General features: G+C 70.3%; 14 protein-coding genes and 1 pseudogene. 4 read left to right on the top strand and 11 right to left on the bottom strand.

What is annotated here, in order from left to right; genetic code table 11:
• Window positions 1–53 precede the first annotated feature (53 nt).
• From P2424_RS21050 to P2424_RS21030, 6 genes are all read right to left on the bottom strand, one after another.
• Window positions 54–767 carry a phosphoadenylyl-sulfate reductase gene (locus P2424_RS21050; RefSeq protein WP_276477311.1) on the bottom strand — a complete coding sequence of 238 codons (714 nt, stop codon included), beginning with the start codon at window positions 765–767 and terminating at the stop codon, window positions 54–56.
• A complete protein-coding gene (locus tag P2424_RS21045; RefSeq protein WP_276477310.1) occupies window positions 764–988 on the bottom strand; it encodes a hypothetical protein in 225 nt (74 codons plus the stop codon). Before P2424_RS21045 ends, P2424_RS21050 begins: the two co-directional genes overlap by 4 nt.
• Window positions 985–2,679: a nitrite/sulfite reductase gene (locus P2424_RS21040; protein ID WP_276477309.1), complete on the bottom strand. Its 1,695-nt coding sequence runs from the start codon at window positions 2,677–2,679 to the stop codon at window positions 985–987. Before P2424_RS21040 ends, P2424_RS21045 begins: the two co-directional genes overlap by 4 nt.
• A gap of 233 nt (window positions 2,680–2,912) precedes the next feature.
• Window positions 2,913–2,996 (bottom strand): putative leader peptide, encoded by an 84-nt coding sequence (locus P2424_RS31030; protein WP_312000843.1) that lies wholly within the window; start codon window positions 2,994–2,996, stop codon window positions 2,913–2,915.
• 292 nt (window positions 2,997–3,288) lie between these two features.
• Window positions 3,289–3,870, bottom strand: coding sequence for a GNAT family N-acetyltransferase (locus P2424_RS21035; protein ID WP_276477308.1), 582 nt, complete (start codon window positions 3,868–3,870; stop codon window positions 3,289–3,291).
• Between the two features lie 33 nt (window positions 3,871–3,903).
• Window positions 3,904–5,763, bottom strand: a complete 1,860-nt coding sequence (locus tag P2424_RS21030; RefSeq protein WP_276477307.1) for an ABC-ATPase domain-containing protein — start codon at window positions 5,761–5,763, stop codon at window positions 3,904–3,906.
• Window positions 5,764–6,170: 407 nt separating this feature from the next.
• On the opposite strand from P2424_RS21030, the gene P2424_RS21025 reads away from it, so the two are divergent.
• Window positions 6,171–7,307 carry an MFS transporter gene (locus tag P2424_RS21025; protein WP_276477306.1) on the top strand — a complete coding sequence of 379 codons (1,137 nt, stop codon included), beginning with the start codon at window positions 6,171–6,173 and terminating at the stop codon, window positions 7,305–7,307.
• 42 nt (window positions 7,308–7,349) lie between these two features.
• Here P2424_RS21025 and P2424_RS21020 read toward each other — a convergent pair whose 3' ends face one another.
• Window positions 7,350–7,877 (bottom strand): SRPBCC family protein, encoded by a 528-nt coding sequence (locus tag P2424_RS21020; RefSeq protein WP_276477305.1) that lies wholly within the window; start codon window positions 7,875–7,877, stop codon window positions 7,350–7,352.
• Window positions 7,878–8,244: 367 nt separating this feature from the next.
• Between P2424_RS21020 and P2424_RS21015 the strand changes: the two genes are divergently transcribed.
• Together P2424_RS21015 and P2424_RS21010 are read left to right on the top strand one after the other, a co-directional pair.
• Entirely contained in the window at window positions 8,245–8,907 is a 663-nt protein-coding gene (locus P2424_RS21015) for a hypothetical protein (protein ID WP_276477304.1), read from the top strand.
• Between the two features lie 138 nt (window positions 8,908–9,045).
• Window positions 9,046–10,305, top strand: a complete 1,260-nt coding sequence (locus P2424_RS21010; protein WP_276479055.1) for an IS66 family transposase — start codon at window positions 9,046–9,048, stop codon at window positions 10,303–10,305.
• 66 nt (window positions 10,306–10,371) lie between these two features.
• On the opposite strand, the gene P2424_RS21005 is transcribed toward P2424_RS21010, so the two are convergent.
• The gene (locus tag P2424_RS21005; protein WP_276477303.1) at window positions 10,372–10,779 is read right to left on the bottom strand and encodes a hypothetical protein; all 408 of its coding nucleotides are present in this window, start codon (window positions 10,777–10,779) and stop codon (window positions 10,372–10,374) included.
• Between the two features lie 46 nt (window positions 10,780–10,825).
• Window positions 10,826–11,555: pseudogene (locus tag P2424_RS21000) on the bottom strand (RHS repeat-associated core domain-containing protein); the annotation flags it as partial.
• Between the two features lie 65 nt (window positions 11,556–11,620).
• Between P2424_RS21000 and P2424_RS20995 the strand changes: the two are divergent.
• Window positions 11,621–12,034, top strand: a complete 414-nt coding sequence (locus P2424_RS20995) for a transposase (RefSeq protein WP_276477302.1) — start codon at window positions 11,621–11,623, stop codon at window positions 12,032–12,034.
• 239 nt (window positions 12,035–12,273) lie between these two features.
• Here P2424_RS20995 and P2424_RS20990 read toward each other — a convergent pair whose 3' ends face one another.
• A complete protein-coding gene (locus P2424_RS20990) occupies window positions 12,274–12,768 on the bottom strand; it encodes a hypothetical protein (protein WP_276477301.1) in 495 nt (164 codons plus the stop codon).
• On the bottom strand, window positions 12,761–16,972 hold the full coding sequence (locus P2424_RS20985; RefSeq protein ID WP_276477300.1) for a DUF6531 domain-containing protein: 4,212 nt from the start codon (window positions 16,970–16,972) through the stop codon (window positions 12,761–12,763). The genes P2424_RS20990 and P2424_RS20985 overlap by 8 nt, the downstream gene beginning before the upstream one ends.
• Window positions 16,973–16,988: the final 16 nt, after the last annotated feature.

The raw sequence follows: 16,988 nt of genomic DNA, 5'->3' as shown, positions 1-16,988 counted from the left end.
TCGGTCGTCCGTCCGTCTCTCCGTGTCCGTCTCGTGTGCGTGCGCCGCGGCCGTCACAGGTGCAGCCCGCACTCGGTCTTGCCGCTGCCGGCCCAGCGTCCGGCGCGGGCGTCCTCGCCCTCCAGCACCCGGCGGGTGCAGGGGGCGCAGCCGATGGAGGCGTAGCCGTCGCTCAGCAGCGGGTTGGTCAGCACGCCGTGTTCGGCGATGTAGTCGTCCACGTCCTGCCCGCTCCAGCGGGCGATGGGGGAGACCTTGACCTTCTGCCGCTTCTCGTCCCAGCCGACGACGGGGGTGCCCGCGCGGCTCGGCGACTCGTCGCGGCGCAGCCCGGTCGCCCAGGCGTCGTAGTCGCGCAGCCCCTCCTCCAGCGGCTGCACCTTCCGCAGCGCGCAGCACAGGTCGGGGTCGCGGTCGTGCAGCGCGGGACCGTGCTCGGCGTCCTGTTCGGCGACCGTCCGGCGGGGCGTGAGGGTGACGACCTCGACGTTCATGACGGCCTGGACGGCGTCGCGGGTGCCGAGCGTCTCGGGGAAGTGGTAGCCGGTGTCGAGGAAGACGACCCGCACCCCGGGGAAGACCCGGGAGGCGAGGTGGGCCACGACGGCGTCCTCCATGGAGGAGGTGACGCAGAACCGGTGCCCGAAGGTGTCGGCGGCCCAGCGCAGCACCTCGAGCGCGTCGGCCTCTTCCAGCTCCCGGCCCGCCTGTTCGGCCAGCGAGCGCAGCTCGTCGGAGGAACGCCGGGCTATGTGCGCGGTGCTCATGATTCGGAGTCCTCTCCGTGGAGACCGTCGGTGTGTGCACCGTCGTGGTGTGCCGCCTGCAGCCCGGAGGCCAGCAGCCCGAGGAACTTCAGCCGGAACGCCCGGTTGCAGGCGGCGCACTCCCAGGCGGCGCCCTGGCCCCGGGGCGTCTCCAGTTCGCTGGGGCGCAGATCCTCGTCCCCGCAGTAGGGGCAGTGGAAGGGTGCGGCGCGCTCGCTCACTTGAGGTCCTCCTCCGCGGCACGCGCCGCCCACTGGGCGAACCGCTCGCCCTCCTCGCGCTGGTCCTGGAAGGCGCGCAGCACGCGTTCGACGTAGTCGGGGAGTTCCGCGGCCGTGACCTTCAGCCCGCGCACCTTGCGGCCGAAGCCCGGGTCCATGCCCAGCGACCCGCCCAGGTGCACCTGGAAGCCCTCCACCTGGTTGCCGTCGGCGTCGGTGACCAGTTGGCCCTTGAGGCCGATGTCGGCGACCTGGATGCGGGCGCAGGAGTTGGGGCAGCCGTTGACGTTGATGGTGACGGGCTGGTCGAAGCCGGGGAGCCTGCGCTCCAGTTCGTCGATCAGCCAGGAGCCGCGGCCCTTGGTCTCCACGATGGCGAGCTTGCAGAACTCGATGCCGGTGCACGCCATCGTCCCGCGCCGGAAGACGGAGGGCCGGGTCGTCAGGTCGAGCGCCTCCAGGCCTTCGGCCAGCGACTCGACCTGGTCCTCCGGGACGTCGAGCACGATCATCTTCTGCTCGACGGTGGTGCGGACCCGGCCCGAGCCGTGGCTCTCGGCCAGATCGGCGATCTTGCTGAGCGTGGCGCCGTCGACCCGGCCCACCCGCGGTGCGAAGCCCACGTAGTAGCGGCCGTCCCGCTGCTGGTGCACGCCGACGTGGTCGCGCCACTCGCGGGGCGGCTGTGCGGGCGCCGGGCCGTCGGTCAGTTTCCGCCCGAGGTACTCGTCCTCCAGGACCCGCCGGAACTTCTCCGGTCCCCAGTCGGCGACCAGGAACTTCAGCCGGGCGCGGGTGCGCAGCCGCCGGTAGCCGTAGTCGCGGAAGATGCCGGTGACGCCCTCGTGGACCTCGGCGACCTCCTCCAGCGGCACCCATGCTCCCAGCCGCTGCCCCAGCTTGGGGTTGGTGGACAGCGCGCCGCCGACCCACACGTCGAAGCCGGGGCCGTGCTCGGGGTGGTCCACGCCGACGAACGCCACGTCGTTGATCTCGTGCGCGACGTCCAGCAGCGGCGAACCGGAGACGGCCGTCTTGAACTTGCGGGGCAGGTTGGAGTAGGCGGGGTTGCCCACGACGCGCCGGTTGATCTCCTCGACGGCGGGCGTGCCGTCGATGATCTCGTCGGCGGCGATCCCGGCGACGGGGGAGCCGAGGATGACGCGCGGGGTGTCACCGCAGGCCTCGGTGGTGGACAGACCCACGCCCTCCAGCCGCCGCCAGATCTCCGGCATGTCCTCGATGCGGATCCAGTGGAACTGCACGTTCTGCCGGTCGGTGATGTCCGCGGTGCCGCGGGCGAACTCCTGCGAGACGTCGCCGATGACGCGGAGCTGCTCGGTGGTCAGCCGTCCGCCGTCGATCCGGACGCGGAGCATGAAGTACTCGTCGTCCAGCTCCTCGGGCTCCAGCACCGCGGTCTTGCCGCCGCTGATGCCGGGCTTGCGCTGGGTGTAGAGGCCCCACCAGCGCATCCGGCCGCGCAGGTCGGAGCTGTCGATGGAGTCGAAGCCGCGCTGGGCGTAGATCGTCTCAATGCGTGTCCGTACGTTGAGACCGTCGTCGTCCTTCTTGGTCTGCTCGTTGCCGTTGAGCGGCGTGAAGTGACCAGCGGCCCACTGGCCCTCGCCGCGGTGGCGTCCTGCCTTGCGGCGGGCGGGGGCTGCGGGGCGCTCGGAGGTGTCGGCCATGGCGGGGGATCCTTCGGGCAGGGGGCGCGGGCGACGCACGTCGGGCGGGTGTGCGGGCACGCCGGGCGGTCCGCACCCGGGTGGAGCGGTTCAGGCGCCCGTACGCAGGGGTTTCGGCGCCGGTTCCGGGCGGCTCGCCCGCGACGATGAGGGCGGCGGCTGCGGATCGGCGGTGCCGGACCGGCGTCGGAGGACGCCGGTGGAGGGCTGTCGGAACGGCGGTGCTGTGACTGTCAGCCCGCCGGACAGATGGCGCTGGACACGCGAACGAGGTCGACGTGACGTCGACTCACCAAGGCGATTCCAGCGCGAGACATGGCGGAAGCCTTGCACGCGCGTCAGATGTCAGTCCACTGCTATCCGTATCCTGGACAAAAGAATCCCGGTGGGTGAGATCCGGGGTGGTCCGGGTGTCGGTACGGCCCGGCGCCGCGCGCGGCCGGGGCGAACCCGCACGGTGCCGCGGCGACGCAGGTCAGCGAGGTTGTACCGGCCAGTACGGCGCACCCGTGGCCGGGCCTGTGCACGCGCGGCCGGCACGGCGCGCCCGTGGCCGGGGGCGGCCCGGTCGCGGGGGTCTCGGGCCACCCCGGCCGGGAGCGGCCCGGATCAGGCCCCGGGCCAGGGCCCCGGCGTCGGCACGTCCGGCTCCTGCTCCGTCTCCGTGCGGTACACCCGGAAACCGCGGCGCTCGTAGTTGGCGCGCGCGTAGGCCCCGTCCCGGGAGCAGGTGTGCACCCAGACCCGGGCGGTGGGCAGGTGGCCCTCCCAGCGGTCGGCCAGGTCCCAGGCGCGTGCCGTGCCGAAGCTGAGCAGGTGCCCGCCGAGCCCGCGGCCGCGGAAGGCGGGCAGCAGCCCGAAGTAGCTGATCTCCACCATCCCCTCAGCGGCCCCGCTCGCGCCGTCCAGCTCGATGAACCCGGCCGGTGTGCCCCGGTGGTGGGCGACCCACGTCTCGACACCGGGGCGGTCGAGGAAGTCCCGCCACTGCACGCGCGTCCACGGCAGCCGGTCCACCCAGGTCGTGTCCCCGCCGACCGCGGTGTACAGGAAGCGGCTGAACTCCGGGCTCGGCACCTCGGCGCGCTCCACCCGGACGGCGGCGGCATCCTCGGGCTCCCGCGCCGGTACCCGGTCCGCGGCCGAGGTCTGCTCCAGATACCAGGTGGTGACGTCGACGGTCGCACTCATGGGCCCCAGCCAACCACGCCCGTCCGGACGGTCTCACCCGGCCCCTCGGCGGAGCATGCGCAGCCCTCTGACCCGGTTGACCGCCGCGGCCGTCTCGAAGCGGCGCGGTGCGGCGAAATCCTCGTCCCGAATGCTGAGCAGCGGCCCCGTCGGACCGTCCGCCAATACCTCGTCCAGCAGATCGAGGGCCTCGGCCAGCGGACGCCGCCCGTCCAGCAGCCCACGCCGCACCATCAGCTCCAGCGCCAGCCCGATCCCGGTGACCTGGCGCGGATCGGCGATCTGCTCGACGGCGCGCAGGTCCACCTCGTGGTCGCCGAAGGTCAGCACGTCCTCGCCGCGGGCCCGGATCCGGGCCCTTCCGCGGACCTCCGCGTCCAGGGACGCGGGATCGGGCACCCGCGCGACGACGCCGGGGAAGGACTCCGCCTCGGCGTGCCGCCCGGTGGGCACCGCCGCGATCGAGCGCGCCCGCTCGGTGACGTCCGAGGGCCGGTAGGCGTCCATCATCACGACCCGGTCGGCGACCTCCAGATAGTCCCCGGACCCGCCCATCACCAGCACGCTCGAGACGCCGTGGTCCCGGTGGAGCGAGCGGATCGTGTCCACCAGCGGGGTCAGCGGCTCGCGGTCCTTGGCGACCAGCGCCTGCATCCGCGCGTCCCGGATCATCAGGTTCGTGGCCGCGGTGTCCTCGTCGATCAGCAGGACCCGGGCACCCGCCTCCACCGCCTCGCACAGCGAGGCGGCCTGCGAGGTGGACCCGGAGGCGTTCTGAGTGGAGAAGTCCGAGGTGTCCGAACCATCCGGCAGGTGGTCGACGAACGCGTGCACATCCACCCGCTCGACGCGCCGGCCGTCCTCGGCACGCAGCTTCACCGTGTCGATCCGCGAGACGACCAACTCGCGTCCGTCACCCGGCACATGGTCCCAGATGCCGGTCTCCAGGGCGCGCAGCAGCGTCGACTTGCCGTGGAACCCGCCGCCGACGACCAGGTTCACCCCCTCCGGCACCCCCATGCCGGTCACCGCACCCGCGTGCGGCAGCTCGATCGTCACCCGCAGCCCGTCCGGCGAGGCGAACGGCACCACGCCGCCGCCCGCGGCCGGCCGGTCGTCCACCCCGCTGCGCCGCGGCAGCACCGCGCCGTCGGCGACGAAGCCGACCAGCCCGCGCCCCGCCAACGCGTCCCGCAGCGCCACGGAGTCCTCGACCGTCTCCACGAAGCGCTCGACCGCCGCCGCGTCCAACGCCGGGTGGCACAGCGCCTGCTCGACCACCCCGGGCAGCACCCGGCACAGCAGCCGCTCGGCCTCCCGCGCGTCGATCCGCCGCCCGTGACCCGGAAGAGCCGCGCCCAGCCGCAGCGTCACCGAGCCGTCCTCGCCGCCGACGGTGCACGAACTGCGCTCCAGCACCTCCTGGCCGCCCGCATCCACCCGCAGCGCCTGCTCCCCGCGCACCGCACGCGCGGCCTGCCGCACCAGATACGAGGCGAGCGCGCGGCGCCGGGTCGCGGTCGTCAGCAGCTCGGGCGGGAGCGCGGCCAGCGGGCCCGGTACGTGCACCGCGACGCGGGCCGGCGGCGCATAGGGGTCGGACTGGCCCCGCACCAGCTCCAGGGTCTCCCCGCCGGGCATCTCCCAGCGTCCCACCAGGCCCTTGTAGCGGCCGTACTGCGCGCCCTCCAACGCCCGCAGCTCGTCCGCCAGTCCGGTGCGCGGACCGCGCGGCCGGTGCTCGCCGTGGTCGGCGCGGCCCGGACGGCCGCGCGGGGGGCCGCCGTGTCCGTGGGCGCGTTGCCCGCCGCGCGGCCCTCCGTGGCCGCCGCGTCCGTAGGGCCGCCCGCCGCCGCGCCGCTGCCCGCCGGCTCCCGAGGACTGCTCCCGCACGCCGCTCGCCTGCCTTCCTGTGTCTCCGGCTGCTCTCCGTCGGCTGTGATGCCGGCGCCGGGTGTGCTGCGGCCGCCGACCGTGGTGCGGTCCGGTGGCCGCCGTGCCGGGCACCGGAGCCGCGCGGAACCCGACGATACGGTGCCGAACCGACCGGGCCGAAACCTGCCCGCGGTTCGGGGCTCCGCCGCCCCGCAGCCGCGGAGCGATCGGGAAGCAGCCGGGGAGCGGGAAGGAGCGGGAGTGCCGGTCGGTGCGGCCAAGCATCCCCAGAAGGGGTCAAATTCTGCCACTCGCCCTCTTCTTGGGGAAAACGCCCATATTCTCTCGTTCTAGGGGGTCGTTGCAAGGACGGCTTCCCACGCCCCCCGGCCGACCACCGGGACCAGCGCGAGAGAGGGGGCACCATGTCCGCGCTGCGCTGGGCAGCCGCCCTCGGCAACGCCGACTGGCACTTGGCCGCGCCCCTGCTCGCCGCCCTCGCGACGGCCTGGCACACCGACATCGCCACCGTCACCACCGGCCTCGCCGCCTACTCGCTCGGGCAGGGGCTCGCGCTGCCGCTGTGGGGCTGGCTGGCCGACCGCTACGGGCCGGGCCGCAGCCTGCGCACCGGACTGCTGGTGGCGGCGGCCGCCTCCGTGGGCTCGGCGCTGTGTCCCGGCCCCGGCTGGTGGATCGCGCTGCGCGCCACCGCCGGTGCGGGCTTCGCCACCGTCATCCCCTCGGTCTCGCTCTACTACGGCTCCCTGCGGCCCGCGCAGGCCAGACAGCGCGCGTTCGCCACCCTCACCTCCGTCACCGCCGCCAGCGGCATCGCCTCGCCGGTCCTCGCGGACACCGTGCTGCGCTGCGGCTCGTGGCGGCCGGCGTTCGCCGTCATCGCCCTGCTCACCGCGGTCACCGTCTGCCGGATCCGGGCCGCCACCCGCTCGGCGCCCGTCCGCGTGGACATCGGCGGCGCGTACGAGGACCCGCCGGACGCCGTACCGGGACGGACCTCCGCCGCGTACTGCACGGTGCTCGGCCTCGGCGCCGCCGAGGGAGCGGTGATGCTCGGACTGCCCGCCCTCCTCGCCCCCGCCCTGGCCACCGTCGGAAGCCAGGCCTCCACCTCCGCCGTCCTGGTCATCTACGCGCTCGGCGTGCTCACCAGCACGCTGGTGCTGCGCCGCCACGCGCGCGTGTGGGGCCCCATGCGGCTGCTGGCCACCGGCGGGTCGATGGGGGTCACCGGCGCCCTCCTGGCCGCGCTGGTCCCGGGCACCGCCGTCCTGATGCTGTGCGCCGCACTGCTGGGGACCGCCTGGAGCTACCTCCACACCACGCTGCAGACCTGGCTGCCCTGGCTGCTCCCGGCCCCCGTCCGGGGCCGCGCTGTGTCGCTCTTCTCGGCCTCGGCCATACTCTCCAGCTCCGCGACGGTCGGCCTCACCTCGTCCCTCCTCCAGGACGGACGGCACGCCACCGTCTTCGCCGCGGGCGGCATCCTGTGCGCCGCGCTCACCTGCTGGACGCTGTACGTCGCCCGCCGCTGGCGGTGACGCGGTAAGCGGTCCGCCGCCGGCCTTGACCCGGCGCGCGGCTCAGCCGGGATCGCCGCCCGGCACCGGAGCGCCGGAGGGCATGCCCGCGGCCACGTAGGCGTCGTAGCGCCCCCGCCAGTCGGTTGCCGTGCCGTCGTGCGGCCCGGAGGGGGTGCCGCCGGAGAGCAGCTTCACCAACTCGTCCAGGCACACATCCCAGCCGGCCGCGTTCCGGGCGGCCGCCGACCGCGCCTCCAGCACGTCCGTGAGGGTGAGCACGCACCCCTCGCCGCGCCGGGTGAGCCGGAAGAGCAGTTCGTCGTCACCCCAGGTGTAGGAGAGCCGGTGGGGCGCGTCGAACTCCAGGACCGTGCCGGACTGGTCCTCGGCGTACGGATCGCCCGCGAAGTCGACCCGGCCGCCCACCGTCGGCTCCATGTGCACGGTCGGCGACGGGAACCAGGCCGCCATCCGGCCCGGCTCCGTCAGCGCCTGCCACACCTCCAGCACACCCGCCGGGATCGCGCGCTCCAGCTGTACGGCCGGCTCCCCGTCCCGCTCCACGAAGATCCCCAGTTCCACGCTCATCCCAGCTCACGCCCTTCGCCTCGCCCGCTGCCGCGGCGACCGTCCCGCCGAGTCTCCCGCCGGGCCCGCGCGGCCGCCGCCGGTGCGCGCCCGTCCGGGGGACCGCGGTGTCCTTCGTCGGCCCTGCTGTGGCGGTCCGATTCCCGGCATTGCAGGTCAGCAGCGCAGCGCGCCTTCGGCGCGCGCCGTGGGCGTGGTAAATCCCGTGGCGTGTGCCGGGGGTGCTTCTGTCTGCCCTGACGTGAGCCGCTACGGGTCCCAGACCTCCGGTGGCGGCCTGTGGATAACCTCGCTGACCTGCGCGCTTTCTGCGGCATCGATTGTGTGAAACTCGTTGAGATGCCTGCCGGATGGATAGAGTCTTCTGGTGACCGAGACCACCGCGCCGGAGCTTCCGGGGATGCCGGAACCCGCTGTGCTGCGTCGGGTCGAGGCCGATGGAAAGTGCTTGGTCAGCCGTGGCGGGTCGGTGCTGTTTGTGTACGACGCGGCGGATCGCGGGATGCGCAACCTCGCGGTGGTGGCGGTCGCTGACGCAGGCGTCGCGGTCCAGGAGGCGGCTGTGGCCTTCGGGCTGACTCCGCAGTACGTTTCGATGCTTCGCGGGCGGGCCCGCCGGGACGGCTCGGCCGGCCTGGTCAAGCCGATGGGGCGGCGCCCGAAACTGACTGCACGTCAAGTCGAGCAGGCCCGGCGGTGGGCCGGTGAGGGATGGACCCAGGAACAGATCGCGGTGCGACTGGACATCCACCGTTCCCAGATCAGCCTGCTGCTCGCCAGGCACGGCGCGATAGCGCCACATCCTCGGCTCCCGCTGCCTGCCGGGGAAACGGAGCAGTCGGAGCCGGTCGTAGAGCCTGCCTCGGAGCCGGAGCCGGAGCCGGAGCCGGAGCCGGAGCCGGAGCCGAAGCCGAAGCCGAAGCGGGTGAGGTGGTGTATCTGGCGGATGAGCTGGTGGAGTTCGACGGCTACGGGGTGTGTCGGCAGCTTTCCCTGTTCGAGGACGGGGTGCTACGGCTGCAGGTACTGACCAGTGACATGACCGCCGACGCCGCGTCGCTGCTTGCCTGGCTGCGCTCGCGCCGGCGGATCGAGAACGCCATCACGGACCTCGCCCGCCTGCACGGCATCGACTGGCTGTGCGACTACCGCATGACCGAGACCGACGATACCACCAACGTCACGTACCCCTTCGGGCCGCAAGCCTGGCAAGCAGCCGGGAGACCCGGGCACCACGCTGCGGCAGGTCGAAGCACCGGACCACCGGATCACGATCCCCGCTCCGGCCTCGTGCCCGGGCTGCGCTGCCCCACTGGCCGAGGTGCCGGTGGCGGCGGTGCGCCGACGGCAGGTCTTCGACCTGCCCGAGCCCGCTCCCGTCGAGGTCACCGAGTACGCGGCCGAGGTCAAACCCTGCCCAGGCTGCGGCATCAGGGCCGCGGGGGCCTTCCCCACCGGTATCGAGAGCCCGGCCCAGTACGGGCCCGAGATCACCACCAAGGTCGCCGACGCGGTACTGGGCCACCACATCCCGGTGCACCGCTCGACGCTGCTGGTCATGGAACTGTGCGCCGCGCGCGTGTCGACCGGGTTCGCCGCGTCCCTGCGGGGGCGTGCGGCCCGCCTGCTGGAAGAGACCTTCCTGCCCGCCGTCCGCGCCCTGCTCATCACCGCCCCGGTGGTCCACGCCGACGAGACCTTCACTCGCACCGCCGGCGCCACCCGCTACCTGCACGTCGCCGCCACCGAACACCTCACTCTCATGCACACCGGCGACCGCTCCGCAGCCACCATCGACGCCGGGGACGTCCTGCCCTACCTCAGCGGGATCCTGGTCCGCGACGGCTACGCCGGCTACACCCACCTGGACAACGTCCTGCACGCCTGGTGCGGCGCCCACCTGCTGCGCGACCTGCGCGGCATCCACGAAGCCCGCCCCGAAGGCCAGTTGTGGGCCCGTGCGATGGCCGACACCCTGCTGGAGGCCAACCGCCTCGCACACGCCGCACGCCAAGCGGGCCGCCACGCGCTGAGCGCCGATGAACTGACCGCCGTCCAGCGCCTCTACACCGGAGCCCTGGCCCGTGCCCGCAGCGACAACCGGCACTGCACAAGCGAACTGGCCACTCACGCCCGTACCCTCGCCCGCCGTTTCGGAAACCACCGCGAGGCCATCCTCCGCTTCGCCACCGACCTCGCCGTCCCCTTCACCAACAACCAGTCCGAGTGCGACATCCGCCCCACCAAGGTCCAGCAACGCTCCTCCGGCGGCTGCTGGCGCACCCTCCAAGGACTCGCGGACTTCGCGATCGTCCAGTCCTACTTATCCACGGCCGGCAAGTGGGGCATCGGACGCTACGACGCCCTCAAACGCCTCTTCACCACCGGGGCGTGGATCCCGCACGCCCTCACCCCCGCTGGCGTGTGACCACACAGCCGTACCCTGCTGAATAGCTACCTGCAAGGAGCTATCTGACCATGTTTCTATGCTGGCCTATCGGCGGACGACGAACCTGATGACAGGGCCGTCATCGGTTTCCACGACCCCTCCATCAAAATCTCTATCAGGATAGGCTGACTCCAGAGCTGCTCTCCAGAAGAAAGTAATCTCATGTGCGAGTTGCTTTTCAGATTCCATCTCGACTGGACTGCCCGTGTCGCTATCGACAAGTTGCCATAGTCTTAGCTGATTCAAGGTACTTTCTACTGCCGTGGCGTCACCATTGAGTTTTTCAAACCAGTCCGAAAAATTTTGCTCCTCATACGCACGTTCCCAGATGATGCACCCAGAGACTTCGATGAAGCGAGGATGGAAGACTTTTGCGACGGCTGCCCAGTCTGACAAATTCAGGCGATATGCAGCGTAATCGAAGAAGTCGAGATCATCGTACAGTTGATCCACGTGATTCTCCCGGTTTGATGGATCTGATCTTGCTGTTATCTCTCCCTTATAGAGGTGGGAGTTCATCGGGACGGGCGGGGCGTGGCATCTTTTTCCAGGTCCTGAATTCTTCGCCTGTTTTCGGGTTTACGTGTTTCTCCGTCTCGAGGACATGCGGTGCCGGGATTCCTGCGTGCGGCTTCGAGTCTGGGTCTACGTCCACGCGTTTCAAGGTTTTCCCCTCAGTGTCATAGACAGCATACGCTGTCACGGTTCCGTCGTCCTTTCGCCGCACCAAGATCTCGTCGGGATTTGCCGTCTTCGGGAATCTTCCGCTGTGCGGAGTCGCCTTGGACAAGTCGATCCCGCAACCGGCCAACCCGAGAGGGTCAATTTCAGAAAGAGCGTTCTTGACATACGTGGTCGGGTTGGGTGCTGGAACGAGACCGAGCGGGTCCGGGGTCAGATACCGGGCCGTCTCCGGGTCGTAGTAGCGGAAGTAGTTGTAGTTGAGGCCGGTTTCGGGGTCGGCGTACTGGCCGGGGAAGCGGAGCGGGCAGTCGGAGGTGCCCTCCGCTGTGGCGCGGGGGAGGGGGTGCCCCAGAGGGTGGTGCGGTGACGCCAGGTGACCTCGCCTGTCGGGGAGATCAGCTCCGTGGGGGTTCCGGTCTGGTCGGTGAGGACGGCCTGGAAGCGGGCGGGTGCCTGTCGGGGGCGTAGTCCCAGGTGGTGGTGCGGCCGTCGGACGCTGTCCGCTCGGCCACCCGCGTGCCGTCCCAAGCGAAGACGACCGTCTGAGCCTTCCCCTTGATGTTGGGCACCTGGAGACTGGGATGTGAGGTTCCAGAGGAAGTAGTGCCAGGTGGGAAGCAGCAGCAACCGCAGCAAGCGGTACACCGAGGAGTTCAAGCGCGACGCGATCGCCCTAGTCCGCTCCGCGAACAGGACCGTTACCGAGGTGGCTCGCGAGACCGGGGTCAGCGCCGAGGGACTGCGGAACTGGGTCAAACAGGACGCCGTCGACTGCGGCTACCAAGGTGTCGGCCGCACCGTGCGCACTCCGGTCAAGCGCCCGAAAGGCAAGGGCAACAACGGCTGGGAGAAGCAGGCCAACTCCGCCCTCGCGAAGCTCCGCGCCCCTGCGGAGCGGGCCTTCGCCGTCCTCAAGCGCTGGCGCGTGCTGGACACGGTGCGGATCAGCCCGAACCGCATCACACCCCTGATACACGCACTCCTCGTTGTCATCCGCAAGCGATCTTCACTCGGGAGGATGTAGATCGGAAATGCTCATTCTCCATGAAGATTACTTTGTCGTGGGCGTCTCGGCCGCTCGGTGAACGCACGTCAGCCGAGTTCAAGGAACGCTGTCGAGCGCTCAAGCTCGTCACACTCAGCCCATGCTGGATCGGCCCCGTAGCCCGCACGGTACCTCGTCCTCAGCCAGCAATGGAAGTGAAGCTCGCTGAGAAAACGTCGCTGTGGTTGAGGCTGGTCCGAATCTGATGCACGAGCCCATCAGTCCTCGAAGGTTGGCCTCAGGTAGATTGATCTAATTCCTTCTGTGGAGCCACCCAGCACAATTCCGGTTGCGATTTCGACGTGCCACTGCGCGTCGTCTCCATCGTGTGGGCTGGCTGCGAACCATCCAGTGGATTGGTCAAACCTGCGGTTCCATTGCTGAGCTGGAATCGACACGGAGATGCCGTCTTCGAAGGGTTCACGGGGATGCAGGATTACGAGCCCTGGTTGCGGTTCGGGGGCGCTGACATTTTCCCCCCGCCAGCCGGTGTAGGGATCGTATCCCCATACATACAGGGCTCGGCCCGTTTGAACACTCACCTCGATCTGGAGTGTGTCGACCGACACGCTGGCAAAACCGTCGTTGCTCTCGCCTGACAGCAGACCCTTCGCGTCTGAGGTCCGGAAGCGGAATCCATACTCTGAGAGACTGTAGACAAGCTCACCCGGCAAGGAGGCAGCGGGGCGCCACTGGGCCTTGATTTTATTCACCTCTTACAAAGTTGAAATGGAGGATGGTGTTGGTATTCGCGTCAATCACCAGCTCCCATGTTCCTTCACGACCACGGAAGCTCCCGGGAGTATCCCATCGGACCGCTCCTTCGGTGCCGCGCGGATCAGCTTTAGGCTTGCTTCCCGCCATGATCTCCCGCACTGTCAGGGATGAATCCGTGAAAGGGCGGTTCTGGATCTTTGCTCGCCCGCCGTCTTTCTGGAGCTTGTCGGCGACATCGTCAAGGCGACGTTCCACCGTGCGCGTCATCTTGAGGTTGTCGGCGTCAATTTTACGTGCCGTCTCGCAGGCGTTCAGCCCTAGCGGGTCTATCCAAGTATGGGAGTTATGGACGTACGTGTGTGGGTTGGGTGCCGGGGTGAGCCCCAGGGGGTCGGGCGTCAGGTAGCGCGCGGTTTCCGGGTCGTAGTAACGGAAGTAGTTGTAGTGCAGGCCGGATTCGGGGTCGGCGTGCTGGCCGGGGAAGCGGAGCGGGCAGTCGGAGGTGCCCTCCACTGTGGGGCGGGGGAGGGGGGTGCCCCAGAGGGTGGTGCGGTGACGCCAGGTGACCTCGCCTGTCGGGGAGATCAGCTCCGTGGGGGTTCCGGTCTGGTCGGTGAGGACGGCCTGGAAGCGGGGGCGGGTGCCTGTCGGGCCGGTGAGCTTGGTGAGGAGGGAAGAGCCCGGCTCGGGGAGAAGGGGGGTGTGGTCGGTCTGGGCGACGGGGCGGTGGGTGTCGGGGGCGTAGTCCCAGGTGGTGGTGCGGCCGTCGGACGCTGTCCGCTCGGCCACCCGCGTGCCGTCCCAAGCGAAGACGACCGCCTCGTCGTCCGGCCCGTGCTTCGAGACCCGGCGGCCCAACGGGTCGTACGTGTACGTCCACTCCGCACCGTCCGGGGTGGTGACCCCCGACAGGCGATCCTCCGCGTTCCAGGTATAGGTCCAGGTGCGCTGCTGGCCGTTCAGCAGCCGGACTGTCTTGGATATGCGGCGGCCGGCGGCGTCGTGGGCGTACGCCGTGCGGCCCGCGCGGTGGAGGAGCGTTCCCTCCACAGTGCGTTCACCCGGAGCGGGGTGGTCGGGGGCCTCGGCCGACGTGAGGTTGCCAGCCGCGTCGTATGCGTAGGTCTCCCGCCAGCCGTGCGCGTGCACGCCGGTCACCCGGCCCGTCCCGTCGAGGTCGAAGCGCCGGGTGCCGGAGGTGAGTTCGCGTATCTCGGTCAGGTGACCGTCCGGTCGGTATGTGTAGTCGCGGTGCTGGAGGAGCGCCGAGGCGGTGTGCGCCGTCTGTCTGGTGACGCGGTCCGCCGCGTCCCACTGCTGAGTAAGGACGACATCGCCTGTGCGGCGTTCGGTCTCGCGGCCCACGGCGTCGTAGATGAAGGACAGAGCGCCGTGTTCAGTTGCGAGTTGCGCTGGCTGGCCCTCCGCATCGTGGGTCCAGGTGGAGGTGAGGCCCGAAGGCGTGGTGCGTCTGGTGCATCGGCCGAGCAAGTCGTAGGCGAAGGTCGTCGTGCGTTCGTTGACCCTTTCGCTCAACACGCGGCCGACGGCGTCTCGGGTCAGTGTCATATCAGCGTCCGGGCCGCTCGCCCGCACCAGGTCGCCCGTTGTGCTGTAGCCGTACGTCGTGACGGTGTCCGCGTCCTCGTCGTGCTGCTCCGTCAGGCGGCCGAGGGCGTCGTGGGTGAAACGCAGCGTCTGGCCAGCCGCATTTGTGCGGGCCGTCAGTCGGCCTGCGGGGTCAACTGTGTAGGTCAGGACAACGCCGTTGAAGTCCGTTTCGGAGATGAGACGGCCCGCCGCGTCGTAGGCGTAGTCCCAGTGCCGACCCTGTGGGTTGGTCACCCTGGTGAGGCGGAGTGTGGAGTCGTAGGTGAAGCTGTATACGGCTCCGTCCGCGTCTTCACGCGAGACCGGCATGTCCCAGGGCCCCGGGGTGTGCCGGGTGGTGTGACCAGCGGGGTCGGTGTGGGTGAGGAGATTGCCTTCGGCGTCCCAGGTCCAGTTCTCGCGTCCGCCTGCGGCGTCCTCCCGCCAGCGCGGTTTGCCTTCGACCGTCCAGGCCATGCGCGTGACGTGTCCGAGCGGGTCGGTGATCTCGGTGACACGGCCGAACGTGTCGCGGCTGATGTGGGTGGTGTGGCCCAGCGCGTCGGTCACGGTGGCCGGGAGCCCGGCCGGGTTCGGCCCTATGTGGCGGGTGTGACCGAGGGCGTCGGTGAGGGAGGCCAGATGGCCGCGCGCGTTGTACGCGTAGCTGGTGGCCGCGCCGGTGGGGTCCACATGGCGTGTGAGGTTGCCCAGCTCGTCGTAGGCGTGCTGCCAGCGCGCGCCGCCGGGATCCGTCACGGTGGTCGGCTGCCGCAGATGGTTGTACGTCGCAGAGACATGCGAACCGTCGGGCAGCAGGATCTCGGCGAGATTCCCGTCGTTATCGTAAGTGTAGCGGGTGGTATGGCCCAGTTCGTCCGTGTGAGAAAGGCGGTCGTGCCCTCGGGCGTCCCACTCGGTGTGCGTGGTATTTCCCAGCGGGTCGGTCTCTTCCACGACCTGGCCGTCGTCGTTGTAACGGAAGACGGTCCGGTGACCGTGGGAGTCGATATACGTCGTGATGCACGACGTGTCGTCGTAGGTGAAGGTGTCGTTGTAGATACCGTCGGTGCCCGCGGTGCGGACCGTGCGGCCTGCTTCGTCGTAGGTGAAGCGGCACCACACCCCGTTGCGGTCGGTCCAGGAGAGCATGCGTCCTTCACCGTCGTAGGTGAAGCGCATCGCCTTGCCGCTGGAGTTGATCACCTCGGCCAGATTGCCGGCCTCGTCGTATCCATAGCGCATCACCAGCGTGCCCGGTGCCGGCGCCTGCTCCCGCTCATACGCCGAGGGGGCCTCCTCCAGCAGCCGCAGGGCGGTGATCCGCTGTCCCTCGGTCTCGAGGGCGAGGTGGTAGCCGCCGGAGTGGCGCACCGCGCTGGGTATCCCGGCGGCGTCGCGGTCCACCTCGATGCGGGTGCCGTTGCGGTCCTGCCAGGATTCCACCGGCAGTCTGAGGGTTGTCTCGTCCTGGGTGGGGCCGGGGTGGGCGAAGGTGCGGGTGACGCCGCTGTCGGGGTCGGTGACGGTCAGCACGCCGTCGGGTTTGCCGTCCCATTCCAGGGGCCAGCGCGGGCCTTTCTCCGGCAGGACGGGCACGCCCGGCTCCGGGACGGGGTAGACCAGCCGCATGCCGTCGGCGGCCGCGAAAACGACGCCCTGCGGATCGAGTTGGACCTGTTCGTCCAGGGTGGAGGACCAGCTCGGGCCGAAACACACCCCGGCCCGGTACGACGACACATGAGTGCGGGTGAAGTGCAGCGGCAGCGACGCCGGCAGTGACAGGTCGGTCAACTGCATGAACATCGCGCCGGTGGCGACATCCACCGGCTCACCAGCACCAGGCACCTTCTCCGTCGGCCGCGCGGACTTGCCCGGGATGAGCTTCTCCCGCAGCGAGGCGGGCGGGCGCATCATCGGCGGCCTCGCCCCCGGTCCGGGGGCGAAGGGTCCCAGGACCGCACCGGTCAGGGTGCCGTACTTCGCGGCGTTGCTCACCTCCTCCAGGCTGATCCCGTCCTGCTGTCCGGCCAGGATGCGCGCGGGCTGGGCCACGGCCAGATCCATGGCGACACTGCTCACCCCGGCGAAGACAGCACCCCGCGCGATACGTGCGACCAACGCAGCGGCACGGGTTGCCAGGGACGTGGACTTCTCGATGCTGAGGGTGACGATCCCGGTCGCCGCTGCCGCCGCCGCCGCGTCCGAAGCTCCGAGGGTGGGGCCGGTCAGCACGATCCCGGCCGCGATCACCGCCGCGCTGCCCACGATCTCGCTGCGGATCTGCTTCTTCGTGCCGTCGATGTCATCGGCGAGTTCGTCGAGCATCTTGGCCATGTCCCGGGCCGCTTCGGGCAGGCTGCGCAGCCAGCCCTTCTCCCCCCGGCCGACATAGCGGGACCAGAACGTCTCGAACGCGTCGACGCCTTCGCCGCTGTTGACCTCCAGGATCCGCTGCGCCGAGTGGTTGGTGTCCCCCTGCACCTCCTCGGCGTCCTTCGCGAACGCCCGCCAGGCCTTGGCCGCATCCCGCAGCTTGCCCTCGTCCCCGTCGGGCCAGATCAGGCCCATCCGCTCGAGGATCTCCCACGCCTTCTCCAGAGCGCTCACGCCCCGCCGCCCCCCT

The sequence above is a fragment of the Streptomyces sp. WMMB303 genome (genome assembly GCF_029351045.1).
Classification (GTDB): Bacteria; Actinomycetota; Actinomycetes; order Streptomycetales; family Streptomycetaceae; genus Streptomyces.
The sequence above is the reverse complement of the archived record's forward strand: the minus strand, read 5'-3'. Positions and strand labels throughout refer to the sequence as shown.

What these genes read in the sequence shown, in the direction of transcription:
- P2424_RS21050 (WP_276477311.1), bottom strand. Translation starts at nt 767, where the DNA reads ATGAGCACCGCGCACATAGCCCGGCGTTCCTCCGACGAGCTGCGCTCG.
- P2424_RS21035 (WP_276477308.1), bottom strand. Translation starts at nt 3,870, where the DNA reads ATGAGTGCGACCGTCGACGTCACCACCTGGTATCTGGAGCAGACCTCG.
- P2424_RS31030 (WP_312000843.1), bottom strand. Translation starts at nt 2,996, where the DNA reads ATGTCTCGCGCTGGAATCGCCTTGGTGAGTCGACGTCACGTCGACCTC.
- P2424_RS21040 (WP_276477309.1), bottom strand. Translation starts at nt 2,679, where the DNA reads ATGGCCGACACCTCCGAGCGCCCCGCAGCCCCCGCCCGCCGCAAGGCA.
- P2424_RS21025 (WP_276477306.1), top strand. Translation starts at nt 6,171, where the DNA reads ATGTCCGCGCTGCGCTGGGCAGCCGCCCTCGGCAACGCCGACTGGCAC.
- P2424_RS21020 (WP_276477305.1), bottom strand. Translation starts at nt 7,877, where the DNA reads ATGAGCGTGGAACTGGGGATCTTCGTGGAGCGGGACGGGGAGCCGGCC.